General features: G+C 70.1%; 21 protein-coding genes. 11 read left to right on the forward strand and 10 right to left on the reverse strand.

The features are described from left to right. Positions 1–10 precede the first annotated feature (10 nt). Together KDK82_RS07780 and KDK82_RS07785 are read left to right on the forward strand one after the other, a co-directional pair. Entirely contained in the window at positions 11–1234 is a 1224-nt protein-coding gene (locus tag KDK82_RS07780) for an HlyD family secretion protein (protein ID WP_088164470.1), read from the forward strand. Beyond that, the gene (locus KDK82_RS07785) at positions 1231–2673 is read left to right on the forward strand and encodes an efflux transporter outer membrane subunit (RefSeq protein ID WP_088164471.1); all 1443 of its coding nucleotides are present in this window, start codon (positions 1231–1233) and stop codon (positions 2671–2673) included. The genes KDK82_RS07780 and KDK82_RS07785 overlap by 4 nt, the downstream gene beginning before the upstream one ends. Here the strand turns inward: KDK82_RS07785 and KDK82_RS07790 are convergent, their stop codons facing one another. The 3 genes from KDK82_RS07790 to dsrO all read right to left on the reverse strand — a co-directional run bounded on the left by KDK82_RS07790 (position 2674) and on the right by dsrO (position 7858). Beyond that, on the reverse strand, positions 2674–5874 hold the full coding sequence (locus KDK82_RS07790) for a tetrathionate reductase subunit A (RefSeq protein WP_088164472.1): 3201 nt from the start codon (positions 5872–5874) through the stop codon (positions 2674–2676). It abuts the gene before it with no gap. Between the two features lie 78 nt (positions 5875–5952). Continuing rightward, positions 5953–6996: an NrfD/PsrC family molybdoenzyme membrane anchor subunit gene (gene nrfD, locus KDK82_RS07795; RefSeq protein WP_088164473.1), complete on the reverse strand. Its 1044-nt coding sequence runs from the start codon at positions 6994–6996 to the stop codon at positions 5953–5955. 16 nt (positions 6997–7012) lie between these two features. Next, on the reverse strand, positions 7013–7858 hold the full coding sequence (dsrO, locus tag KDK82_RS07800; protein WP_088165461.1) for a sulfate reduction electron transfer complex DsrMKJOP subunit DsrO: 846 nt from the start codon (positions 7856–7858) through the stop codon (positions 7013–7015). A gap of 355 nt (positions 7859–8213) precedes the next feature. Between dsrO and KDK82_RS07805 the strand changes: the two genes are divergently transcribed. After that, positions 8214–8678, forward strand: coding sequence for a hypothetical protein (locus tag KDK82_RS07805; RefSeq protein ID WP_012206046.1), 465 nt, complete (start codon positions 8214–8216; stop codon positions 8676–8678). On the opposite strand, the gene KDK82_RS07810 is transcribed toward KDK82_RS07805, so the two are convergent. From KDK82_RS07810 to KDK82_RS07825, 4 genes are all read right to left on the reverse strand, one after another. Further along, positions 8663–9064, reverse strand: coding sequence for a hypothetical protein (locus KDK82_RS07810; RefSeq protein WP_088164474.1), 402 nt, complete (start codon positions 9062–9064; stop codon positions 8663–8665). The two genes, KDK82_RS07805 and KDK82_RS07810, sit on opposite strands and share 16 nt — an antisense overlap. An 11-nt stretch (positions 9065–9075) precedes the next feature. Further along, a complete protein-coding gene (gene dsbG / locus KDK82_RS07815; protein WP_088165462.1) occupies positions 9076–9882 on the reverse strand; it encodes a thiol:disulfide interchange protein DsbG in 807 nt (268 codons plus the stop codon). Beyond that, a complete protein-coding gene (locus KDK82_RS07820) occupies positions 9879–10877 on the reverse strand; it encodes a TlpA disulfide reductase family protein (protein WP_088164475.1) in 999 nt (332 codons plus the stop codon). The genes dsbG and KDK82_RS07820 overlap by 4 nt, the downstream gene beginning before the upstream one ends. Before the next feature lie 84 nt (positions 10878–10961). Continuing rightward, the gene (locus tag KDK82_RS07825) at positions 10962–12161 is read right to left on the reverse strand and encodes an MFS transporter (RefSeq protein WP_088164476.1); all 1200 of its coding nucleotides are present in this window, start codon (positions 12159–12161) and stop codon (positions 10962–10964) included. 143 nt (positions 12162–12304) lie between these two features. Here KDK82_RS07825 and KDK82_RS07830 point away from each other — a divergent pair, with 143 nt between their 5' ends. The 8 genes from KDK82_RS07830 to KDK82_RS07865 all read left to right on the forward strand — a co-directional run bounded on the left by KDK82_RS07830 (position 12305) and on the right by KDK82_RS07865 (position 19253). Further along, a complete protein-coding gene (locus KDK82_RS07830) occupies positions 12305–12892 on the forward strand; it encodes a TetR/AcrR family transcriptional regulator (RefSeq protein ID WP_088164477.1) in 588 nt (195 codons plus the stop codon). 151 nt (positions 12893–13043) lie between these two features. Beyond that, positions 13044–13706 carry a response regulator transcription factor gene (locus tag KDK82_RS07835; RefSeq protein ID WP_012206042.1) on the forward strand — a complete coding sequence of 221 codons (663 nt, stop codon included), beginning with the start codon at positions 13044–13046 and terminating at the stop codon, positions 13704–13706. Next, positions 13703–15244, forward strand: a complete 1542-nt coding sequence (locus KDK82_RS07840) for an ATP-binding protein (RefSeq protein ID WP_088164478.1) — start codon at positions 13703–13705, stop codon at positions 15242–15244. The genes KDK82_RS07835 and KDK82_RS07840 overlap by 4 nt, the downstream gene beginning before the upstream one ends. Positions 15245–15401: 157 nt before the next feature. After that, positions 15402–16151, forward strand: a complete 750-nt coding sequence (locus KDK82_RS07845) for a c-type cytochrome (protein ID WP_088164479.1) — start codon at positions 15402–15404, stop codon at positions 16149–16151. Between the two features lie 17 nt (positions 16152–16168). Further along, positions 16169–17200: a c-type cytochrome gene (locus KDK82_RS07850; RefSeq protein ID WP_088164480.1), complete on the forward strand. Its 1032-nt coding sequence runs from the start codon at positions 16169–16171 to the stop codon at positions 17198–17200. A gap of 303 nt (positions 17201–17503) precedes the next feature. Further along, positions 17504–18109, forward strand: a complete 606-nt coding sequence (locus tag KDK82_RS07855; protein ID WP_088165463.1) for a DUF2325 domain-containing protein — start codon at positions 17504–17506, stop codon at positions 18107–18109. Continuing rightward, positions 18106–18609 carry a ferric iron uptake transcriptional regulator gene (fur, locus tag KDK82_RS07860; protein ID WP_012206037.1) on the forward strand — a complete coding sequence of 168 codons (504 nt, stop codon included), beginning with the start codon at positions 18106–18108 and terminating at the stop codon, positions 18607–18609. Before KDK82_RS07855 ends, fur begins: the two co-directional genes overlap by 4 nt. Beyond that, positions 18606–19253 carry a nitroreductase gene (locus KDK82_RS07865; RefSeq protein WP_088164481.1) on the forward strand — a complete coding sequence of 216 codons (648 nt, stop codon included), beginning with the start codon at positions 18606–18608 and terminating at the stop codon, positions 19251–19253. The genes fur and KDK82_RS07865 overlap by 4 nt, the downstream gene beginning before the upstream one ends. A gap of 67 nt (positions 19254–19320) precedes the next feature. Here KDK82_RS07865 and KDK82_RS07870 read toward each other — a convergent pair whose 3' ends face one another. The 3 genes from KDK82_RS07870 to KDK82_RS07880 form a co-directional block, all read right to left on the reverse strand. Next, positions 19321–20208, reverse strand: coding sequence for a class I SAM-dependent methyltransferase (locus KDK82_RS07870; RefSeq protein WP_088164482.1), 888 nt, complete (start codon positions 20206–20208; stop codon positions 19321–19323). A 147-nt stretch (positions 20209–20355) separates the two neighbouring features. Next, positions 20356–20964 (reverse strand): cysteine hydrolase family protein, encoded by a 609-nt coding sequence (locus KDK82_RS07875; RefSeq protein WP_088164483.1) that lies wholly within the window; start codon positions 20962–20964, stop codon positions 20356–20358. 227 nt (positions 20965–21191) lie between these two features. Then, positions 21192–21698: a hypothetical protein gene (locus KDK82_RS07880; RefSeq protein ID WP_088164484.1), complete on the reverse strand. Its 507-nt coding sequence runs from the start codon at positions 21696–21698 to the stop codon at positions 21192–21194. Positions 21699–21744 lie beyond the last annotated feature (46 nt).

The following is a 21744-nucleotide window of genomic DNA, read 5'->3' on the forward strand; positions in this document are numbered from 1 at the left end:
AGACAACAACATGAGTGACTCCGAAAATTCCAATGGCAGCACGGCCGCCTCTGCCTCGCCTGCGCCGGCTCCCGCTGCGGCGCCTTCGCCTTCGCCATCGTCATCGCCATCGCCATCGCCCAAGCTCATCAAGCCCTCGCTGCGCAGCGTGCTGGTGATGCTGGTGGTCGCACTGGCCGGCGTGCTGCTGGTGCTGCGTGCCTGGAACCTGTTCCCCTTCGCGGGCACCGTGGTCAGCACCGACAACGCCTATGTGCGCGGCGCCGTCACCGTGCTCGCGCCCCAGGTCAGCGGCTATGTGACCGAGGTGCTGGTGCAGGACTACGAGAACGTCAAGGCCGGCCAGCCCCTGGTGCGCATCGACGCACGCACCTACGAAGCTGCCCAGGCACAGGCCCAGGCCCAGCTGGCCAATGCCCGCGCGCAGCTGGCCAATGCCGACCAGACCCAGGCCCAGAACCGCGCCACGCTGGGCGCCAGCCGCGCCGGCCTGGCGGCGGCGCAGGCCGAATCCGACCGCGCCGCAGCCGAGCTGCAGCGCGTGCAGGCGCTGTCCGAGCGCGGCTCCGTCTCGCTCAACGAGCGCGACAAGGTGCGTGCCACCGCGCGCCTGGCGTCCACCAACGTGGCCAAGGCCCAGGCCGACATCGAGATCAACGCCCAGAAGATCAAGGCGACGACGGTGAACCGCGCCTCGCTCGAAGCCCAGGTCCAGATGGCCGAGGCGCAGCTGCGCCAGGCCCAGATCAACCTGGACAACACCGTGGTGCACGCGCCCGGCGATGGCCAGGTCAGCGAAGTCGGCGTGCGCCGGGGCCAGTACGTCACGGCCGGCTCCCAGCTCATGTACGTGGTGCCGCACACGCTGTGGGTGGTGGCCAACTTCAAGGAAACCCAGACCGCCCAGGTGCGCATAGGACAAGCTGTGCGCTTCAGCGTCGATGCGCTGGGCGGCGCCCACCTCACGGGCCGCGTGCTGGAGATCGCGCCGGCCACGGGTTCGGAATTCAGCGTGCTCAAGGCCGACAACGCCACGGGCAACTTCACCAAGGTCGTGCAGCGCCTGCCGGTCAAGATTGCAATCGATCCCGACCAGGAACTGGCCGCCAGGCTGCGCGCGGGCATGTCGGTGGTGGTGCGGCTGGATACGGCGCAGCCTGAGCCCCAACCCGCACAGCAGCCCGAACCGCAACTCGCACAGCAGCCCGCACCCCAACCGGAGGCCCGCCCATGACCGCCCGCGCACTGGTCCTGGCCATCGCCTGCGCCGCCGCGCTGGCCGGCTGCAGCGTGCCGCCGCTGAGCACCGCGCCCGAAGCGGCCCGGCCCGCCATGCCCGCCCAGTGGAGCGGGGCAGGGCAGGAGCCGGCCGCCGCCGTCCAGGCATCGTGGTGGCAGGCCTTTGGCGATCCGCTGCTCACGCGCTGGGTGGAACTGGCCCAGTCCCGCAACAACGATGTGCTGCTGGCCCTGTCGCGCGTGGATGAGGCGCGGGCCAACCTGGATGTGGCAGGCGCTGCGGGCCTGCCCCAGCTCTCGGCCACGGCCGGCGCCTCCACGGGCCGCAGCCTGGGCGCGCGGGGCCTGGCGCACACGCGCTCGGTTCAGCCCGGCCTGCAGGCCAGCTGGGAGCCTGATCTGTGGGGCCGCATCGCCCACCTGGAAAAGGCCGCCGCCCTGCGCCTGCAGGCCAGCGAGGCCGACCGCGACGCCGTGGCCCTGGCCGTGGCCGCCACCACGGCCCAGGCCTATGTGGGCCTGCGCTCGCTGCAATCGCAGCTGCAAGTGGCCCAGGCCACGGCCCGCTCGCGCGAACAGGCCCTGCGCCTGGCCGATGAGCAGGCGCGCGTCGGCTACACCTCGCAATTGCAGCTCACCCAGGCCCAGGCCGAGCTGCAGGGCGTGCAGCAGGCCGTGGAGCAGCTGGAACTGTCGCTGGCGCGCCAGCGCACGGCGCTCCTGCTGCTGGCCGGTGGCGAGGGTGACGAGCAGGCTGCCGCGCTCATGGCAACAACCGACGGCCAGTCCGCTGCGCTGGGCGCACCGCCGCCTGCGCCGGCCGCCGGCCTGCCTTCGGCCTTGCTGCAGCGCCGCCCCGACATTGCACGGGCGCAGCTGCAACTGGCGGCCGCCGACGAAAGCCTGGCCGTGCAGCGCACCGCCTTCCTGCCCCAGGTCTCGCTGACGGCCAGCGCCGGCAGCCTGCTGGTCAACGCCCTGCAATACCACCCGGCCACGGTCTGGGCCCTGGGTGGCAGCGTGCTGGCGCCGCTGTTCACGGGCGGCCGGCTGCAGGGGCAGTTCGACGCCGCCGCCGCCCAGCGCGACCAGGCCGCCTATGCCTACCGTGGCGTGGTGATCAAGGCCCTGGCCGATGTGGAAAACGCCCTGGTCGGCACCCGGCGCCTGCAGTCGCAGTGGCAGCACGCCAGCGAACGCGAGGCGGTGCTGCAGCGCTCCCTGGGCTTTGCCAAGGACCGCTACGAGGCCGGCTACGCCAGCTACCTGGAAGAGCTGGACGCCCAGCGCAATCTCTACCAGGCCCAGCAGGAAGTCATACGCCTGCGCCAGAGCCAGCTGGAAAACGCCATTGCGCTGTACCAGGCGCTGGGCGGCGGCTGGCAGGCCGCCACCACACCAGTCGCTGCACCTGTCGCCAGCCCCGCCCGCTGATCAGACCTTCTCGATGCGCGCAGGCAGGCCCTGGCGCACCGCGGCGCCCGACACCCAGTCCACCCACACGTTTTTGCAGCCGGGCCGCGTGGGATCGGCAAAGCCCAGGTCGTTGAGGTTCACGCCATTGGCATGCTCGGCGTTCACCGGCATGGGCTGGCCGTCGATGCTGTGGCGGCCCGCGCCCAGCTCGCGGTGGCCGTAGCCGTGCTCGATGGCCACGGTGCCCGGCATCACGCCATCGCGCACCATGGCCACGGCCGTCACCGCGCCGCCAGGCGTGCGGATGCGCACCGTGTCGCCGTTGGCGATGCCCAGCCGCTCGGCGTCATCGCGGTGCAGGGACACCGGGTTGTGCGGATGCACCTGGCGCAGCCGCGAGACGGCAATCGACATGGAACTCATCAGGTTGGACTTGTACGAGGTCAGCAGCAGCGGCCATTGCTGCTCGCCGAAATGCGTGCGCATGGCGCTGCCGTCGGCCAGCCGCGCCGGATACCAGGTGGGGCAGCCGCTGTAGCGCTCGCCCGTCATGGCGTGGCGCATGCGGGCCAGCTCCTCGCTCCAGACCTGCAGGGCAGGCGCGTGGGCCTTGCGGGTGTGGCCGTCCTTCCAGGCGTCCTCGATGCGGTCGAAGCGCCCGCCGCGCGTCAGCAGCATGGCCACCTGGCGCCATTCATCGTCCTTCAGGCGCTGGCGCAGCGCGGGCACCAGCGTGTCCACGCCGGTGATGGCGATGTCGTCATCGCTGGCCGCCGGCACGGGCTTGCCGCCTGCCCAGGCCACGTTGGCCAGGGCATGGATGAAGAAGTCCTCGGCCGAGCGCAGCGCATGGGGCTGGCCCTGGGCGTCCTTGATGGCGGCCTCGCCAAAGCCGGGCAGGCCCAGCCGTTCTGCCACGGCGAAGAGGAAGCTCTCCACATTCACGGGCTGGCCGCCGGCCGTGCGCGCCACGGCGGGCTGCACCACGGGCCAGCGCACGGTGGAGCTTTTGGCCACCACGTCGGCCCAGGGCGCCGAGATGCCCCAGCTCTCGTAGGTCACGGTATCGGGCACGATGAAATCGGCCAGCGCGCTGGTCTCGTTGATGAAGGGGTCGATGGAGACGATCAGCGGCAGCTTCTTCGGGTCCTTGAGATCGTCCACCAGCGCATTGCGAAAGCCCGCAATGCCGTAGACGGGGTTGCTCATGTGGTTGATCCAGGCCTTGGCGCGGTAGGGGTAGCCGGCCAGCGCGCTGGCCAGCATCTCGCTGGACAGGCCGCCCACGGCCGGGTACCACGGGGCCTGGGCGGCGGGGTAGTCCTTCGCGCCCTCGGGCTGGCCCTCGCGCTTGCGCTGGAATTCCGCGCTTTTCTCGTAGGGCTGGCGGTGGCGTGACAGCGCCAGGCCGCGCGGCTTGACCTTGCCGTCGAAGTTGGCGAAGTCGTAGCGCGGACCCGGGCCGAAGGGGCCGAACGGGCCGGCATCCAGCACCAGGCCGCCCTGCACGTTGAGGTTGCCCACCAGGGTGTTGAGCATGCTGATGGCGTAGGCGGTGTAGAAGCCCGCGCCGCTCATGGTGCCGCCGTGCGCATCGGCCACGGCGCGCTTGCCATGGCTGGTGAACTCGCGCGCCAGCGCCTCGATCTCGCCGCGCGCCACGCCGCACAGCGCCGCGTATTCGTCCAGTGTCTTGAGGCTGGCCTGCTCATGCAGCTTGGCCAGCGAGGAGCAGACCGACAGCTCGGGGGCCTGGTCCGCGCCTTCGGCCTTCATGCCGGGCACGGCCACGCGGGTGCGCACCATCAGCTGTGCAGGCTCGGCCTGGGTGTGCGGCGCCAGGCTGCCATCGGCACGCTGCACCACGAACACATCCTGGGCCGGCTTGCCGTCTTCGGCCGGCGCGGGCAGGGCCCAGCCCACGTCGGCGCCGCGCAGAAAGCTGCCATGGCGCGGGTGGCCGGGGTCGTTGACCAGCAGGTGCGTGGCATTGCTCCAGGACGCCTCGCCTGCCGCCTGCATGGCGGCCGGGCCGGGCTGGGCGAGAAAGCCCGTGTCATGGCGCGCCTCGTCCAGGATGACGCGGATCAGCGCCATGGCCAGGGCCAGGTCGCTGGCCGGCTTGACGGCCAGCCAGCGGTTGCCGCTGCCCGCAGCCAGGCTGGACGAGGTCGGCAGCACGGGCGAGACCACCACGTAGCGGAAACGGTTGTCCTCGCGCGAGCGGGCCTCGGCCAGCTCGCGGCCCTGGCGCTGGAAGGGGTTGCCGGACTGCGCGGGCGCCGCGCCGATGAACAGGCCGAAGCTGGCATGGCTCCAGTCCGGCTTGCCGTGCGGCATGCCGGGCAGGTCGCCCAGGGCCGCTGCCGCACCCACGCGAAAACTCTGGCCGCAGTAGGCGCCGTGGTTGCTGACGTTCACGGTGCCGAAGGACGGCCCTGCAAAGCGGCGCAGCAGCTGGGCGCGGCCTTCGTTGGAGGCGTCGGTCACCAGCAACTGGTTGGAGCGCGGGCCGAACTCGGGGTTGTCGGCGTCCAGCGGCGTCTTGGTGTCCCAGATGGCGCGCAGGCCCTCGACCTGGCCTTCGCCGAACAGATCGCCGCCCTCGCAGACTTCCTGCACCAGCTGCTCGAAGGAAATGCTCTGCCAGCGACCGCTGCCACGCGGGCCCACGCGCTTGAGCGGGGTGAGCACGCGGTGCGGCGCACTCTGGTGCTCCAGCATGGACGAGCCGCGCGCGCAGGCCGTGGCCCGGCCCTCCAGGCCCAGCTCCTTGCCCAGCTTGGCGTAGACCTCGCGCACGGGTTCGTCCATGGCGGCTGGCCGCGTGGTGGCCAGCGGGTGGTAGGGGTTGCCTGCCACGCGCAGGATGCGGTTGCTGGCGGTATCGACACGCACGCGCACGCCGCACTGCGTCCAGCAGCCCAGGCAGCTGGAGGGGCTGACCACCTGGCCGGGCTGGGTGGCGAGCGCGCCCGTGGCCGGGTCGATGCGGAACTCCGGCGTCAGCGAATTGCCGCGCGTGGCGCTGGCCGTGGGCGTGCCCGAGGTGCCTGCAACCAGGCCCTTGGCACCGCGCGCCAGTGTTTCACCGTAGCCGGCCGCAAAGGCGGCCAGCCCACTGGCGGTGAGGCCACCGCGCAGCAGCAGGCGGCGGCATGTGGCCTCGGCATCCAGGGAATCTTCGGGAGCTTGGGGGAGTTTCTTCTTGTCGGTCATGAAAGGCTTTCTGTGGCGCGGCCGGCCGGTGGCGGGCCGCGCTCCGTGAATGGGTAAGGGGTCGTCAGGGCGGCGGTGTCAGAGGGCGCGGGCCGCGGCCGAGCGCGCGGGAAACAGCTCCAGCGCCCAGGTGGCCAGCGTCACCAGCGCGATGCACAGGCCGGCCACGCCCAGCATGCCCAGCAGGCCGTCGCCGCCCAGCGGCATGTGGTAGATGTACAGGCCCGCGCCGTACTTGGGCACGCCCTGCACGCCCATGAACAGCGCCCAGCGGAAGGCCCAGGCCGCGGCGGCCAGGCCCAGCCCCAGGGCCAGCGTGTAGCGCGGGCAGGCCATGCGCTGCCCACCCCGCACCAGCGCCCACAGCAGGGCGGCACCGGCCACGGCCGAGCCCAGCATGCTCAGGCGCCAGACCGGAAACTGCTGCCACAGCTGCAGCGCCGCCTGGAAGGAGCGGCCCTGGCCCAGCCAGCCGGCAACGGCCCAGACCGCCACCATGGCCAGCAGGCACAGCGCCAGCGCCAGGCCCAGCACGCGCAGGGCCTGCAGGGCGCCGGCATCGGGGCGGTGGCGGGCGGGCAGAAAGCGCGCCGTCACCAGCATGCAGCCCACCGTGGCCAGCCAGCCCGTGAGTGCCAGGTTCAGCGGCACCCACAGCGTGTTCCACAGCGGGCGCGAGCGCACGGCCATCAGCTCGGCGCCGGTATAGGCGGTGATGGTCAGCGCAGACACGGCCAGCAGCGGCGCCAGCCAGCGCAGCCACTGCGGCCGGCCCAGCCACCAGGCCAGCACGAAGGCCAGCGCCAGTCCCACGAAGACCGGCAGCAGCAGGGCGCCCACCGACATCCACGACCACGGCGTGAAGTGCGCATAGAAATGCCAGAAGCGCGCAGGCTGGTGCAGGTCGGCCAGCAACGACACGGGCGCGGCGATGGCGCTCACGGCCAGCACCAGCACGGCGGCCGGCAGCAGGCGCGCCATGGCGCTGGCGCGCGGCGCCCAGGCGCAGGCGGCGGCCAGCAGGGCGGCGCCCGTGGCAATGCCGGCCAGGAAGAAGTACTGCACGGCCCAGGGCAGCCAGGCCGATTCGTAGGCGGGGGTCAGGAGTTCGACGATGTGCATGGGGTGCTCCTTGCGTTCAGTGGGAAGTGACCAGCCGCACGCTGGCCTGCCCGTCCACGCCGTCGACGAAGGCGTCGGGCAATCCCAGGTAGTACACATGCGGGTCCGTGCCCATGGCGGGCTTGAGCACCTTGAGGTCCTTGGCGTGCTCGCGCATGCGCTGGCGGATCTCGCTGCCCTCGTCGTTGAGGTCGCCGATCACGCGGGCGCCGCCCACGCAGCTTTCCACGCAGGCCGGCAGCAGTCCGGCTTCCAGGCGGTGCTCGCAGAAGGTGCACTTGTCGGCGGTCTGCGTCTCGTGGTTGATGAAGCGTGCGTCATAGGGGCAGGCCTGCACGCAGTAGCCGCAGCCCACGCAGCGCTCGTTGTCCACCAGCACGATGCCGTCGCTGCGCTGGAATGTGGCCTGCACCGGGCAGACCGGCACGCAGGGCGGGTTGTCGCAGTGGTTGCACAGGCGCGGCAGGTTGAGCATGGCCGGCGGCAGGTCCTCGTTGCCCGCGTGCTGCACCTCGTACTGCAGCACCGTGGTGCGGAACTGGCCCAGCGGTGGCAGGTTCTCCATGGAGCAGCTCACCGTGCAGGCCTGGCAGCCTATGCAGCGGCGCAGGTCCACCAGCATGCCGTAGCGCCTGCCGGCCTCGCCGGGACGGCGCGGCGGTTGAAAACCGGGGGTGTCGGGCGCGGCCGCCGCCACGGGCAGGGCCACGGCCGCCATGGCAGCGGCCAGCAGGTCCTGCAGGAAGCCGCGCTTGCCGGCGGCGGGCTGCGCATGGGAGAGGGTAGGGGCGGGGATGTCCTGGGAGGAGGGCTTGCAGCTGCAGTCGTTGCAGCCGCTGCCGGCGCGGGATGTTTTTGGCATGGCCTGTCTTTCATCGTCCTGCGGCCACGGATCGTGGTCGCTCAAACTCAATAAAGCATTAAAAATATGCTTTTTATATTGAATTTAATATATGAAATTCAGGGCCTTGGTGGCTTGATGTGAGTCAAGCAATGGGCTTTCCAAGTGGCTGCCGAGTGCCTGCAAAGCGCCACCGACTGCCTGCCATGGACAGGCGCCCAAGGCAGTCCATAGCGTGTGGCGCAGGGATTAAGACGGGGTTAACAGGGTGACTGCATTCCTCGGGAATGCAGGGCGCGTATCGGAAATCACCCTCTTGTTTCCGTGCGCGGCCCCGGTCTACGCTGCTTGTGTCGCCACTGCCAAGGAGTTCTCCATGAACCATGCCCTGAACAGCCTTGCTTCGGAACTGGACCTTGCCGCCGAAGCCGGCGAGCACCTGAGGCTGCAATTCACACAGGCCTGCGTGGACCGCATCGCGCACCTGCTGGAAGACCCGGACGTCATCCGCTGCGCACAAGGCCTTCGCCGCTACCTGGACGGCCAGATCGACAGGCAGGAGCTGGACCGCCTGGCCCGCGAGGCTGCCAGCCTGGCCAACCACCACCAGGGATCACGCTCCCTCGACGGCTGCGGCCATGCCGCCGTGTCCGCCACCTATGCCACGGCCCATGGGCTGGCGGGCCGGGCGCTGCAGGCGGCCGACTATGCGGCCTACGCCATGGTCTATGGCGAGGGCGGCCACGGCGCCGTCACGGACCGCGAATCGTTCGAGCCTGAATACCAATGGCAGGCGCGCTGCCTGGCCTCGCTGGCGCAGGCCGCTCAGCAGCGCACGTAGCACCAGGCCGACTGCTGCAGCAGGGCCAGTGACTCGATGCCGCCCTGCGGCAGCACGCGCATGCCGGCAGGCGCCTCGCGGCCCAGCTTCCTGAGCGTGTTCGGGCAGACCAGCGCATGAGCCAGGGCGTCCGCATCCAGATGCTGCGGCGTGCCCGGCGCGGCGTCCAGCAGCGCCTCGACGGCCGGGCCGTTGATGACGATGCGGACCTCGGCACCGGGCCGGTCCTGGCGCAGGTTGGCCAGATTGCTGCGTGCACGGGCCAGGGCGCCGGGCGTGGGCGCATGCAGCACGATGCGCAGCGGCGGCGCATCCGGCCGGGCGGGGAACAGGTCACTCCAGTCGCTGGAGGAGGTGGAAGCGGCGGGAGAACGGCTTGTGCTCATGGTCGTCCTCGTCATTTCCTGCCACGCGGCCCCATGACCTCTTCCAGCAGGCCCGGCGGCAGGCCGGTGCGTACCTGCACCACTCCCTTGTCATCCTTCCAGACCAGGGCCGGCGTGGCACGCAGTCCCCAGGTGGACATCAGCGAGGCATGGTTGGCCAGCACCTGCCGCGTGGCCTGCGGCACCGGGGCCAGCGGCGTGGCGCCCGCGCCCTCTGCGCTGGCGCGGCCGGCCCTGGCATAGGCGCGTGCGTGCTCGGCCAGGGCCTGCTCGGGCTGGCGCGCGGTCAGCAAGGCGGCGGCCTTGCCCTCGCTGCTGGGCTTGAGGATGCCCACCAGAATGTGGCGCAACTGCACCTGGCCACTCTCCACCCAGGGCCGGGCATCGTTCCACAGCTGGTTGCAATAGGGGCAGTTGGGGTCGGTGAACACATAGACCGTGCGCGGCGCGTCGGCGCGGCCATCCGGTATGGACTGGGCGCGCTGCACATCGCCCCACAGCTGCTCGCCCATTGGCTTTTGCACGGCGGCCTGCAGGGCCTGGGCGTTCACGTCGCGGCCCTGGGCGTCGATCACCGTGCCCAGCACCCAGTGCTTGCCGTCGGGCATGCGGTAGATGGGCACGGGCTGGCGGTCGCGGTAGGCGGCCCAGGCCTTGAGTCCGCCCACGGCCGGCAGCGGTCCCACCAGGGTCAGTCCCTGCTGGGCCAGAAACTCCTCCGATGGCAGCTCGGACGCCGCGGCCGGCAGGGCCAAGGCTGCCGACAGGGCCAGGGCTCCTGCCAGTGCAGGCAGGGGGAACAGGGGGGAAGCGCTCATGAACATTCCTTCAGATGCTGGGCCAGGCTGGCGCGCGACAGCTCGCCCATGCGCATGCCGCACAGCCGGCCGTCGGCGCCATAGAAATAGGTGGAAGGCAGGCCCCGCTGGCGCCAGTGCCGGCCGGCCTGCTGCTGCGGGTCGAACAGCACCTGGGCCAGCGGCAGCGGGGCCGTCGCCTGCTCGCGCTGCAAATAGCCCATCACGGTCTCGGCTGGCTCGCCCTGGTTGATCCAGATGAAGCGCACATCGGGCCGCTGCTGCTGGGCCTGGGCCAGCACCGGCATCTCGCGCCGGCAAGGCGGGCACCAGGTGGCCCAGAGGTTGATCACCATGGGCTTGCCATCGGCCTGCTGCAACTGCTGCAGCGAGACCGGCTGCGCCTGTCCGTTGACCAGGGTGAAGGTCGGCAGGGCCGGTGCATCTGCGGAGGGCAGCGCCTGCAGCAGGCGGCCCAGCACCAGCAGGGCCGCCCCCGCGCCCAGCGCCAGCCCTGTGGCGCGGCGCAGCACCGGGGAGCGGCGGCTGCGCCACAGCATGTACAGCAGCGCGGCCAGCAGCCCGGCCCAGAGGTTCCATCCCCCGTCGCGGATATCGATGATGCGGCCTGCGAAGGCCGGCATCCCGCTCCAATCCCAGGGGGCCGGCGCGACCTCGGTCCACCACTGCGCGACATAGGCCAGTCGCGCCGCCAGCAGGCCGGCCAGGGTGCTTTGCCACAGCAGCGCATCCACGGCCTGGCCCGTGCGCCTTTCATTCCTGCGCGCCAGCCACTGCGCCAGCAGCCAGGCCAGCATGGCCACCACCACGCCCGTCGGCAGGGCCAGCGGCCCCAGCGCCAGGCTGGCGGGCAGGTGCAGCCAGGCGCCCAGCGCCGATAGCGCTGACGGCCCGCCAGGCTCGGCCGCTCCGGCAAGAACAGGCGAAGGCGCCAGCAGCAGGCCAGCAAGCAAGGGCAGGAAGGACGAAAGAAGAGGGGATGACCGGAGATGCATGGAAGGGAGTTTCAGCCATGCGGGCTGACAGGTCGTGGATGCTGGCAGCGGGGAATTAACGGGGGGTTAACGGCCTCATGGCCATCAGGCTGCGACCGGTCCATTTCGCCCAACCAATCCCATGGCCGCAGACAGCAGCAAGGCCGCAGCGGCAAATCCGCCAGACAGCCAGAGCGTGGCGTGCAGCCCCCAGCCATCGACCAGTTGGCCGCCTGCCCATGAGCCCAGCGCAATACCGATGTTGAAGACGCCAACGTACAGCGCCGTGGCAATTTCCACGGCGCGTGGCGCAGCCTGCATCATCCAGGTCATCAGTCCCACCGATACGCCGCCGTAGGCCAGGCCCCAGACCAGCAGCACGGCGCCACCACCGGTTGGCGATTCGCCCACGGACAGGAACAGCACAGGCGCCAGCAGAAGGCCCATGGCGATCGCCGTCAGACTCGGCACCGTGCGGCGCGCCGCGATGATGCCCGCCAGGAAGTTGCCCGCAATGCCCGCGATGCCGTAAGCCAGCAGCAGCGCGCTCATCCATTGCGCATCGAACCCCGACACCGTCAGCAGCAGCGGGCGCACGAAGGTGAAGGACATGAAATGCCCGGCCACCAGCAGCAGCGTCAGTGCCAGCCCGGCCTGCAGCCTGCGGTTGGCCAGCTGATGGCTGAACTGGCGCAGGTTGGCCGAGCCTGTGGCAGGCAGGGAGGGGAGAACGGCCACGTGCAGCGCCAGCACCAGTGCGCTGAAGCCTGCCATGCCACCGAATGCCCAGCGCCATCCCGCGAAATCGCCGATCAGCGCGCCCAGCGGCACGCCCAGCACCGAGGCCGCCGCCACGCCGCCAAAGATGACGGAAGTTGCCAGGCCCATCGACGCCTGGGGTACCAGCCGTGCCGCCAGCCCGCCCGCGATTGCCCAGATGCCGCCCATGCAAAAGCCCACCAGGACGCGCGCGGCCAGCAGCCAGATCAGCGACGGCGCCAGCGCCGAGGCCAGGTTGGCCAGCACGAGCAGGGCCAGCAGTCCGCACAGGATGCGGCGCCGGTCCATGCCGCCCGCCGCCATCACCACCAGCGGCGCGAACAGCGCGGCCAGCAGCGCCGGCAGCGAGATCATCAGGCCGGCCCTGCCCATGGAGGTGCCCAGGCTGCCGGCAATCGATGTGAGCAGGCCGACCGGCAGCATTTCCGTGGTCACCACGGAAAAGGTGGCCAGGCCCACGGCGGACACGGCCAGCCACGGGCGGCGCGCGGCGGGTTCGGGCCGCGTGGAGGAAGACGAATTCATAGTCCAGATCCCTTCAAACAGGTGGGGGTGTTGCACCGCCGTCGCGGGACAGAGAAAATACATACGCTGCGTATGAATAGAATCCTATATACATACGCGGCGTATGTAAATAATCATGCACGCCGTATGCAAGGAGATTGGCCATGGTTCGCCGCACCCGCGCCGAGATGGAAGAAACCCGCGCCACGCTGCTGGCCACGGCCCGCAAGGCCTTTGGAGAGCAGGGCTACGCCGATGCCTCCATGGACGATCTCACCGCGCAGGTGGGCCTGACGCGGGGCGCGCTGTACCACCATTTCGGCGACAAGCAGGGCCTGCTGGCCGCCGTGGTCGAGCAGATCGATGCCGAGGTGGATGAACGCCTGAAGGCCATCACCGCCCATGCCCAGGATCCCTGGCAGGGCTTTCGCAGCCGCTGCCGGGCCTACCTGGAAATGGCGCTGGAGCCTGAAATCCAGCGCATCGTGCTGCGCGATGCGCGCGCGGCTTTGGGCGGTGCGCTGCCGCAATCGCAGCGCCACTGCATTGCGTCCATGCAGGCACTGATTGCGGACCTCATGGCGCAGGGCATCGTGGCCCGGGCCGATCCGCAGGCGCTGGCATCGCTGATCTACGGCAGCCTGGCCGAAGCGGCTTTCTGGATTGCCGAGGGCGAGGACGCTGACCTGCGGCTGGAGCGCGGCGCGGCGGCGCTGGACCTGCTGCTGGGCGGGCTGCTGGCCCGGCCCTGAGCGGGCCGCCTGGCCGCATTCTTGTACGCGTGCCTGCGAGATTCGGCATGCTGGCGCACACCTAGCTACAAATCTGCGATGCTCAGTCGCTTTTCGTTCCCGACTTGGATACAGACGGCGGGGCTTGGCGCCAGGCCCTGCGGACAACAACATGCATGTTCTCTTGGTGGAAGACAACGCGCTGGTGGCCAGCGGCGTGCGAGCCGGCCTGCAGCTGCAGGGCTTCGGCGTGGATACCGTGGCCTCGGCCGGGCAGGCGGATGCGGCCATCCGTTCCTCGCATTTCGATGCCTGCGTGCTGGACCTGGGCCTGCCGGACGAGGATGGCCTCTCGCTGCTGGCGCGCTGGCGCGGCCAGGGCCTGCAGGTGCCCGTGCTGGTGCTGACGGCGCGCGATGCCGTGTCACAGCGCATCGAAGGCCTGCAGACCGGCGCCGACGATTACCTGGTCAAGCCCTTTGACCTGCACGAACTGGCGGCGCGCCTGCATGCGCTGCTGCGCCGCGCGGCCGGCCGCAGCGTGGACTGGATCGAGCTGGGCGAGGTGCGCATCAACCCCGCTGCAGGCCATATCCAGCGCCAGGGCCGCACGGTGGAGCTGTCGCGCCGCGAGTGGTCGCTGCTGCGCGCGCTGCTGCAGTCGCCGGGCCGCATCCTGAGCACCGAGCAACTGCGCGACAGCCTCTACGGCTACAGCCAGGACGTGGAGAGCAATGCCGTCAACGTGCATGTGCACCACCTGCGCCGCAAGCTGGGCCATGAACTGGTGGAGACGGTGCGCGGCGAGGGCTATCGCTTGGGCCTGCACCCATGATGCGCAGCCTGCGCGTGCGCCTGCTGGCATGTCTGTGCCTGGCGCTGTGCACGCTGTGGGGCGGGGTGGCGGCCTGGATGTTCTCGGACATGCGCAACGAACTGCGCACCGTGCTGGATGACCGGCTGATCGCCTCGGCGCGCATGGTGGCAGGCATCGTCCACCAGTTCCGGCCTGCCCGGGAGCTGCCGCAGGACTGGAGCCCTATGCTCAACGTGATCGCGCGCGACGGCGTGGCCTGCGAGGTCAGCCTGGTGCGCGGCGAGGTCCAGCCCGTGCGGCCCGAATCGGCCCTGCCGCAGGTACTGGCCAAGACCGAAGGCAGTCCCGTGTTCCCGCAGAGCATGCCGCTGGGCTTCTCGACCATCATCAAGGGGGGCAAGCCCTGGCGCACCTATGTGCTGGAGGACCACGGCGTGCGCATCGCCACGGCCGACCGCATCGATGTGCGCGAGGGCTTGATCCACGGCTTTGCCTACACCATCGTCCTGCCCTTCGTGCTGGCGCTGCTGGCCAGCATGGGGCTGATGTGGTGGGCCGTGACCCAGGGCCTCAGGCCGCTGGAGGCCCTGCGGCGCGAACTGGCGCGCCGCCCGCCCGGCGACGACTCGCCCGTGGCCCAGGGCCTGCAGACGCGCGAGCTGGCGCCGCTGGTGGGCACGCTCAACCAGCTGTTGCATCGCGTGCGCGCCGCCATCGACCGCGAGCGCCGCTGGAGCGACGACGCCGCCCATGAGCTGCGGACGCCGCTCACCGCCATCAAGACCCATGTGCAGGTGGCGCAGATGGCGCTGGCGGCGCCCGGCATGCCTGCCGGCCTTCTGGCCGCGCCGCCCGGCTCCATGGCCCGCGATTCGCTGGCCCAGGCGGGCGAGGGCGTGGAGCACCTGCAGCACACGCTGGAGCAGTTGCTGCTGCTGGCGCGGCTGGAGCAGCATGAACCTGGCGCTGCCTCCGTGCTGGCCTGCGGCGATGCGCCTGCCGATGCGCTGCAGGCGCTGGACAAGGCCTGGCAACTGGCTGTGAATGCCGTGAGCGCCCAGGCCCCAGCGCCCGCGCTGCGCACATGGCTGGACAACGGCCAGCCCGTGCAGGACTGGCCGCTGGCCATCTCCGAGCCCCTGCTGGTCTCGGCCCTACGCAATCTGCTGGAAAACGCCCTGCGCCATGCGCCGCAGCATCCCGTGGAACTGGCCGTGCGCCCCATTGGCACCATGCCGGGCAAGACGCAGCAGCCGGGCACGGGCTATGTGGAGTTCACCGTGGCCGACCACGGCCCGGGGCTCAGCGCCGAGGAATGCGAAGAGGCCACGCGCCGCTTCTGGCGCAAGCGTCCCCAGGAGCATGGCAGCGGCCTGGGACTGCCCATCGTGCAGCGCATCGCCGAATGCGCAGGCGGCTGCCTGCTGCTGCAGCCGCGCAGCCTGTGGCGGCCCGAGGAAGGCCAGGCCAGCGGCCTGGTCGCGCGCCTGTACCTGCCGCTGGCGGACGGCCCGGGCCCGCAGGCCCCGGACCCTGGCCCATTAACGCCGGCTTAATCTCGGCTCCGTATCGTGCGGGCCTGGCTGGCCAGCCCTGCGGGCATTGCGCCTTGCGGGGCGGCGGCCGGTATCCCTATTCGACCCTGTCCGCCGCAGCCGTGCGCTCCTGGGTGCGTGGCGCGGACGCATGGCAGGGCAAATGCCTCTTCCCACGATGATCCGCATGAACAAACAGACCCTGTCCCGGTCGTGCATCGCCATCGGCATCTGCATGCTGATGGGCAGCGCCTGGGCGCAAGAAGCCGCGCCCAAGGCAGCAGCGCCCACAGCTGCGGTGCAAGGCAGTGCAGCAGCTGGCCAGAAAATCGCCCAGTCGGGCACGCCCCAGGGTGCGGCGGCATGTGCCACCTGCCACGGCGCCAAGGGCGAGGGCATGGCGGGCTTTCCGGCCCTGGCCGGCCAGCACGCCGGCTATCTGGCGCGCCAGCTCCAGCACCTGGCCGACGGCAGCCGCCAGGCCCCCGTGATGGCGCCCATGGCCAAGGCCCTGTCGGCCCAGGACCGCGCCGATGTGGCCGCCTATTACGCCAGCCTGCCGCTGCCCATCCAGCCCGTGCGCGGCCCCCTGCCCAAGGGCAAGGACGATGATGGCGCCTGGCTGGTCGAGCGCGGACGCTGGGCGGACGGCATTCCCGCCTGTGCCCAATGCCACGGCCCGGGCGGCGTGGGCGTGGGCGCCGATTTCCCGGCCATCGGCCACCTGACGGCCGACTACATGCAAAGCCAGGTCGCCGCCTGGAACAAGGGCCAGCGCGAGGCCGGCCCGCTGGGCCTCATGGGCAAGGTCGCGCAAAAGCTCACGCCCGCGGACATCCAGGCCGTGGCGGCCTACTACGCCCGCCTGCATGGCGCCAGCCCCAGCACCAGCACCGCAGCCACGGCCTCCGCGCCAGCCAAACCCTGATGGACCGGGAGCCGAACATGTCCGACACACAACCCACCCGCGCCTCTCAAAACTCCAATACCGCCGAGTACGCCGTCGTCGCCTGCCTGTTCGCCGGCCTGGCGGGCGCGCTCGCCTATGGCATGTACATCAGCCAGCCAGACATGCCACCTGCGCCGGCCCGCGTGGGCGCGGTCCCCGCTGCGGCTGCCACCGCAGCCAGGGCCGATGCAAATGCGAATGCCCAGGTCACTTCCCAGGCCGTGAAAGTGGCTGCCGACGGCGGCGCCTTCACACCCCCCGGCGCCCGCGACATCCCCGACACGCCCATGGGCGAGTGGATCCGCCGTGGCGAGGCCATCTTCCTGCGCACGCCGGCCAACGCCGTGGGCTTTTCGGGCAACACCCTCAACTGCGTGAACTGCCACCTGGACGCAGGCCGGCTCAAGGGCGCCGCACCCATGTGGGGTGCCTACCCGCTGTACCCGGCCTACCGCAAGAAGACCAACCACGTGGACACCTTCGCCGAGCGCGTGCGTGGCTGCTTCATGTACAGCATGAACGGCAAGGCCCCCGACGACGGCCACGACATCCTCGTGGCGCTGGAGGCCTACGCCTACTGGATGGCCCAGAAGGCGCCCACGGGCGAGAAGCTGCCGGGCGCGGGCTTCACCAAGGTGGGCAAGGCCGCGCAGGAGCCCAGCTTCGAGCGCGGCGCCAAGGTCTACGAGGCCAAGTGTGCGCTGTGCCACGGCGCGCAGGGCCAGGGCCAGGAAGCGGGCGGCGTGACCGTGTTCCCGCCGCTGTGGGGCAAGCAGTCCTACAACTGGGGCGCGGGCACGCATGAGGTGGACAAGGCCGCCAGCTTCATCAAGGGCAACATGCCCTACGGCAACCCCACGCTGGATGACCAGGAGGCCTGGGACGTGGCCACCTACATCAACAGCATGGAGCGCCCGCAGGACCCGCGCTTCACCGGCAACGTGGCCGACACGCGCAAGCAGTTCCACGACACCCCGTTCTCGCTGTACGGCACCGAGGTCAACGGCCGGCTGCTCAAGGGTCTTTGAGCAGGTCGGACAGGCAACGGCAGGCCGGGCGCAGGCCTGCGTTGCTGTACATGGCAGGGCGCTGACGGCCGCCCTGCAAGCGCATCTGCGCCGGTGCGGCCTTCGCACCAGACGGCGTACGGTCATCGGTTTGACGGCCGGCATTTCATGATTTAATAAGAATCATTCTCACTGATTTGCCAGCGCATCCGGCTTGCACCGCAGCACACTGCCTTGCCGGCAAGCCAGGCCCGTGCCGCACAGGGCCATGCGCAAAGGCCTTCGCGCGACCACCGCGCAATGCTCAGGTTTGCCGAGGAAACCATGACCCAGACCTTGGACGACATTCAGCAACTGGCGCATGAGCACCAGGTGCTGCTGCGTGGCTACGGCCACGCCCAGTTGCGCAGCAGCGAGCTGCTGTGCCTTCAAGCCCAGGAAATAGAGAGGCTGCAAAGGCTGGTGATCCGCCAGCGCGCTGCCTTGATGGCCAAGGAAACCCAGCTGCTGTGGGCGCGCGAGGAGCGCGAGGCGCTGGAAAATGCCATTCCCGGCCTCTCGCGCCGCGTCACATTGGCACGGCGCGTGGAGTCGCTGCTGGTGCGCGTGCAGGACCTGTTGCGCGAGCGCGCACGCTGGCAGCGCCAGACGGCCGCGCCCCTGGCACAGCCCGCCATGCCTGCGCGGGAGCCCGAACAGGACGCCGAGGCCTTCGAGGCCAGCCTGCGCGAGGCCGATCTGGTGATCTGCCAGACCGGCTGCCTGAGCCACGGCGAGTACTGGCGCATGCAGGACCATTGCCAGCGCACGGGCAAGACCTGCGTGCTGGTGGAGCAGCCCGATGCGCTGCGCATTGTCCGCATACACCGGGGTGCCGAAGGCGGCGACAACCCCGCCATGACACTGACACACGGAGACACCACCGCATGACACGCAGCAAGATGCCCCTGAGCCCGGGTGGCGAACCCGAACTGCGCAGCGTCGGCCTGAAGGCCACGCTGCCGCGCATGCAGGTGCTGGAAATCTTCAGGCAGAGCGCATCGCGCCACCTGCATGCCGAGGACGTGTTCCGCCTGCTGGCCGAGCGGCGTGCCGAGGTGGGCCTGGCCACCGTCTACCGCGTGCTGTCGCAGCTGGAGGCCGCAGGCCTGCTGCTGCGCCAGACCTTTGAAAGTGGCAAGGCGGTGTTCGAGCTCAATGAGGGGCCGCACCATGACCACCTGATCTGCCTGCAGTGCGGACGCGTGGATGAATTCAGCAACGACCACATCGAGGCGCTGCAGCACCAGGTGGCCCAGGCCCACGGCTACCGCCTGGCCGACCACCGCCTGGCCCTGTACGGCCATTGCGGCGCGTGCTCGCAGCTGCCACCCGAATCACCGGCACAGCCCGTGCAGGCAAGGCAGCCTGCGCTGCAGGACAACGAATGAGCACCAACGACAGATCCCTGACCCCCGAGCAGCGCGCCGCGCTGGACCTGCTGATGTCGCGCCAGTCGCGCTGGCCGCTGCAGGAGCCGGCGCCCGGCCCCGGCGTGATCGACACCGTCATCGACGCGGCCTTGCGCGCCCCCGACCACGGCCAGCTGCGCCCCTGGCGCTTCGTGCTGGTGCAGGGCGATGCGCGCCATGCGCTGGGCGAGGTATTCGTGCAGGCCGCCAAGGCGCGTGACCCGCAGGCCGACGCCGAGCGATTTCGCGCCAAGGCCCTGTCTGCCCCGCTGATCATTGCGCTGGGCGTGCACCTGCAGCCCGAGCACAAGGTGCCTGAAAGCGAGCAGCTGCTGGCCGGTGGCGCTGCCGCCATGAACATGCTCAACGCCCTGCACATCCTGGGCTTTGGCGGCTTCTGGGCCAGCGGCGCCAACAGCCACGATACCCGTGTGCGCGAGGCCCTGGGATTCGAGCCCCATGACCGGCTCGTCGGCCTGCTGTATGTGGGCACGCCCGTCTCGGCCGGCCGCGAAGCCCTGCGGCCGCCGCGCAACCGCTTTGTGCGCGAATGGCAGCCCGGGCAAGACCTGGTGCAAGGCCTGGCCCTGGCCCTGTCCTCCAGCGCGGCCGACGAAGGCTGATCCTGGTTCCCTGAAACAAAGATGCCCGGCTTGACCGGGCATCTTTCGTTGCGGCTGCTCAATCGGCCTAAGCCGCCGTCTCGACCGACTTCAACTGGTAGATGGCATAGAAGTGCACGCCAAAGGTCCAGCGGAATGCCGGCCCCACCAGCGAGTAGGGCGGGCCGTAGCCTTCCATCACCTGGTGCGCGGCCACCAGCTGCAGGCGCGGATGGGCTTGCGCCAGATCGGCCTCGCGGCGCAGGCCCCAATGGAACTGGGCCTGGGTGAGCCGGACCGAGGGGTGCTGGCTTGCGCCCCCGGCGGCCAGCCAGCACATGGCGTCGAACACCAGTTCCGAACCCGGCGGGCTGCATTGCGCAAACGTGGTCCACAGCGCCTGTATCTGCTCTTTTTGCAGGTACATGGAAACGCCTTCGGCCATCATGAACACGGCAGGCCCTGACCTGTCGGCCGGCAGTCCCAGCCGCCGCCACCAGTCGGCGTCGGCCAGGTCGAATTCGCGGATCTCCTGGCGCTCCGATTGCCAGGGCAGCAACTGCCTGCGCAGTGCAACGACCGGCCCCAGGTCCGCATCCGTCATGCGCATCTGCCCGTTGTCCAGCCATTGGAAATAGTCGCTGAGGCCGCAGCCCAGGTTCACCACATGGCCCTGCGGCTGGCGCCGGAGAAAGTCCTGCGCCAGCGCGCGAAAGCAGTGCGTGCGCGCCAGCACGCCGTAGATGCTCTGCCTGTCCTGAAGCCAGCGGCTGCCGTCGTCGCCCAGCTGGGTCAGGGTGTCCAAGGCGTGGGCGTCACTGACGGCCATGCCCGGGAACAGCCGCTCGCCCAGGGCGCGGGCGGTCAGCGGAATGCGCAGCGTCTCGCTGACGTCGGACAGTTTTTCCTGCCGGGGCGTGGAGGGCGGCGCATCGGTGAAAGCCGGGCCGGCCGACGGTGCAAGAGGTTCGGGCATTGCTCGCTCCTGTGGTGCGCTGCAGGCCAGCATGCCAGGCCTGCGCACGTCATGAACCAGTTAACGGAAATCATTCATATTGGTTTGATGCAAGGCTGCCACGGCACGACCCGTGACGCGTCCAGGGCCATCATGCGCGAAGTCCGTTCAGAACCGGCAGTCCGCAGTCTGCACCAGTTGCGCAAAGGCGCCGCCCAGCGTGCGGTTGTGGTGGCCGATGATGAGCCCGGCCTGCAGCAGCGGCGAATCGGTGGTGGTATGGGCATCCGCCACCAGCACCGGGCGAAAGCCCAGGCCGGCTGCGGCACGGCAGGTGGTGTCCACGCAGAACTCGGTCTTCATGCCGGCGATGACCAATTCGGCAATGCCGGCTTCGGCAAGCCAGGTGGCCAGGCCGGTGCCCTCGAAGCAGCTGGGCCGTGTCTTGTCGAAGACGCGGTCCCGCTGCGCATCGATGCCCAGCTGCGGCAGCAGCTGCGTGAGCGGGCTGCCCGGGGCGATCGGCGAGCCTGCAGGGCCGGTGTGGCGCGCAGCGAAGATGGGCGCGCCGGCTTCACGGGCGCGGGCGATCAGTTGTCGGGTGTTCGCCAGCACGCGGTCCTTGTCGAACGGCGCATCGCTGCCGTTGAAAAGACCTTGCTGCATGTCGATGACGAGCAGGGCGCGCCGTGGGCCGTCCGGTGCGGCCGTCGAGGAGGGGGAGGAAGCGGCGGAAGGGTCGGAAGGGGCGGAAGCGGTGGAAGGGGGAATCTGCATGAAGTCTCTCCGGTGATGCCCTGGATGCACGGAGAAACGCAAAGGCCCCATCCATCGTGGGCGGGGCCTTGGGGGATGGTGGCTGCCTTGCGGCGCTCAGGTATCCGTCCACGCTCCGCCGTTGGCGGTCGTGGTGGTGGTCGTGAGGCGGTGCGTGGCAAAAACCATCCGCGCATCCTGAGGCCGGCGATGCGGCCTGTCAACTACGGCGTGCGCGGGCCTGGCCCTCACGACTTGTTGACCTTGTGGTCCTCGCCCTTGGCTTCTTCCATGGCCTCGGGCTCCAGCTCCTCGGCGGAGCGGTTGAGGTGGATGAAGGCGCCCCAGCCCAGCAGCAGGACGCCCACGGCGCTGACCAGGGCGGCGGGGTAGAGCAGGTGGGCGGGTTCTTCCTGCGTCTTGAAGGCAGCGACCAGTGCTTCCACGGCCAGCGCGACGACCAGCACCACCAGAAAGCGCGAGAGAAAGCGGCGCACGCGCGTGGGGCCGCTGATGTGGGCCTCGCGTATGACTTCTTCTTCGGTGATGGTCTGGGCGATCTGCAGTGCAACCACGCCGGAGGCCAGGATGCCCAGCGCCTCGACGATGCGCAGGCCCGATTCGCCATCCACGCCATGCGCCATGGCGTTCCAGCCCTTCAGGCCCGCGATCCAGAGCAGGGCCATGGCGGCCAGCGAAAACAGCAGCGCGATGAGGGCGTGCAACACGGTGAAAAGGGTATGGATGGCTTTCATGGCAGAGGGCGGAGAGTGGGCCGTGGCGCATGTTTCCACGGCTCCG

The sequence above is a fragment of the Delftia sp. K82 genome (genome assembly GCF_002193035.1).
Classification (GTDB): Bacteria; Pseudomonadota; Gammaproteobacteria; order Burkholderiales; family Burkholderiaceae_C; genus Comamonas; species Comamonas acidovorans.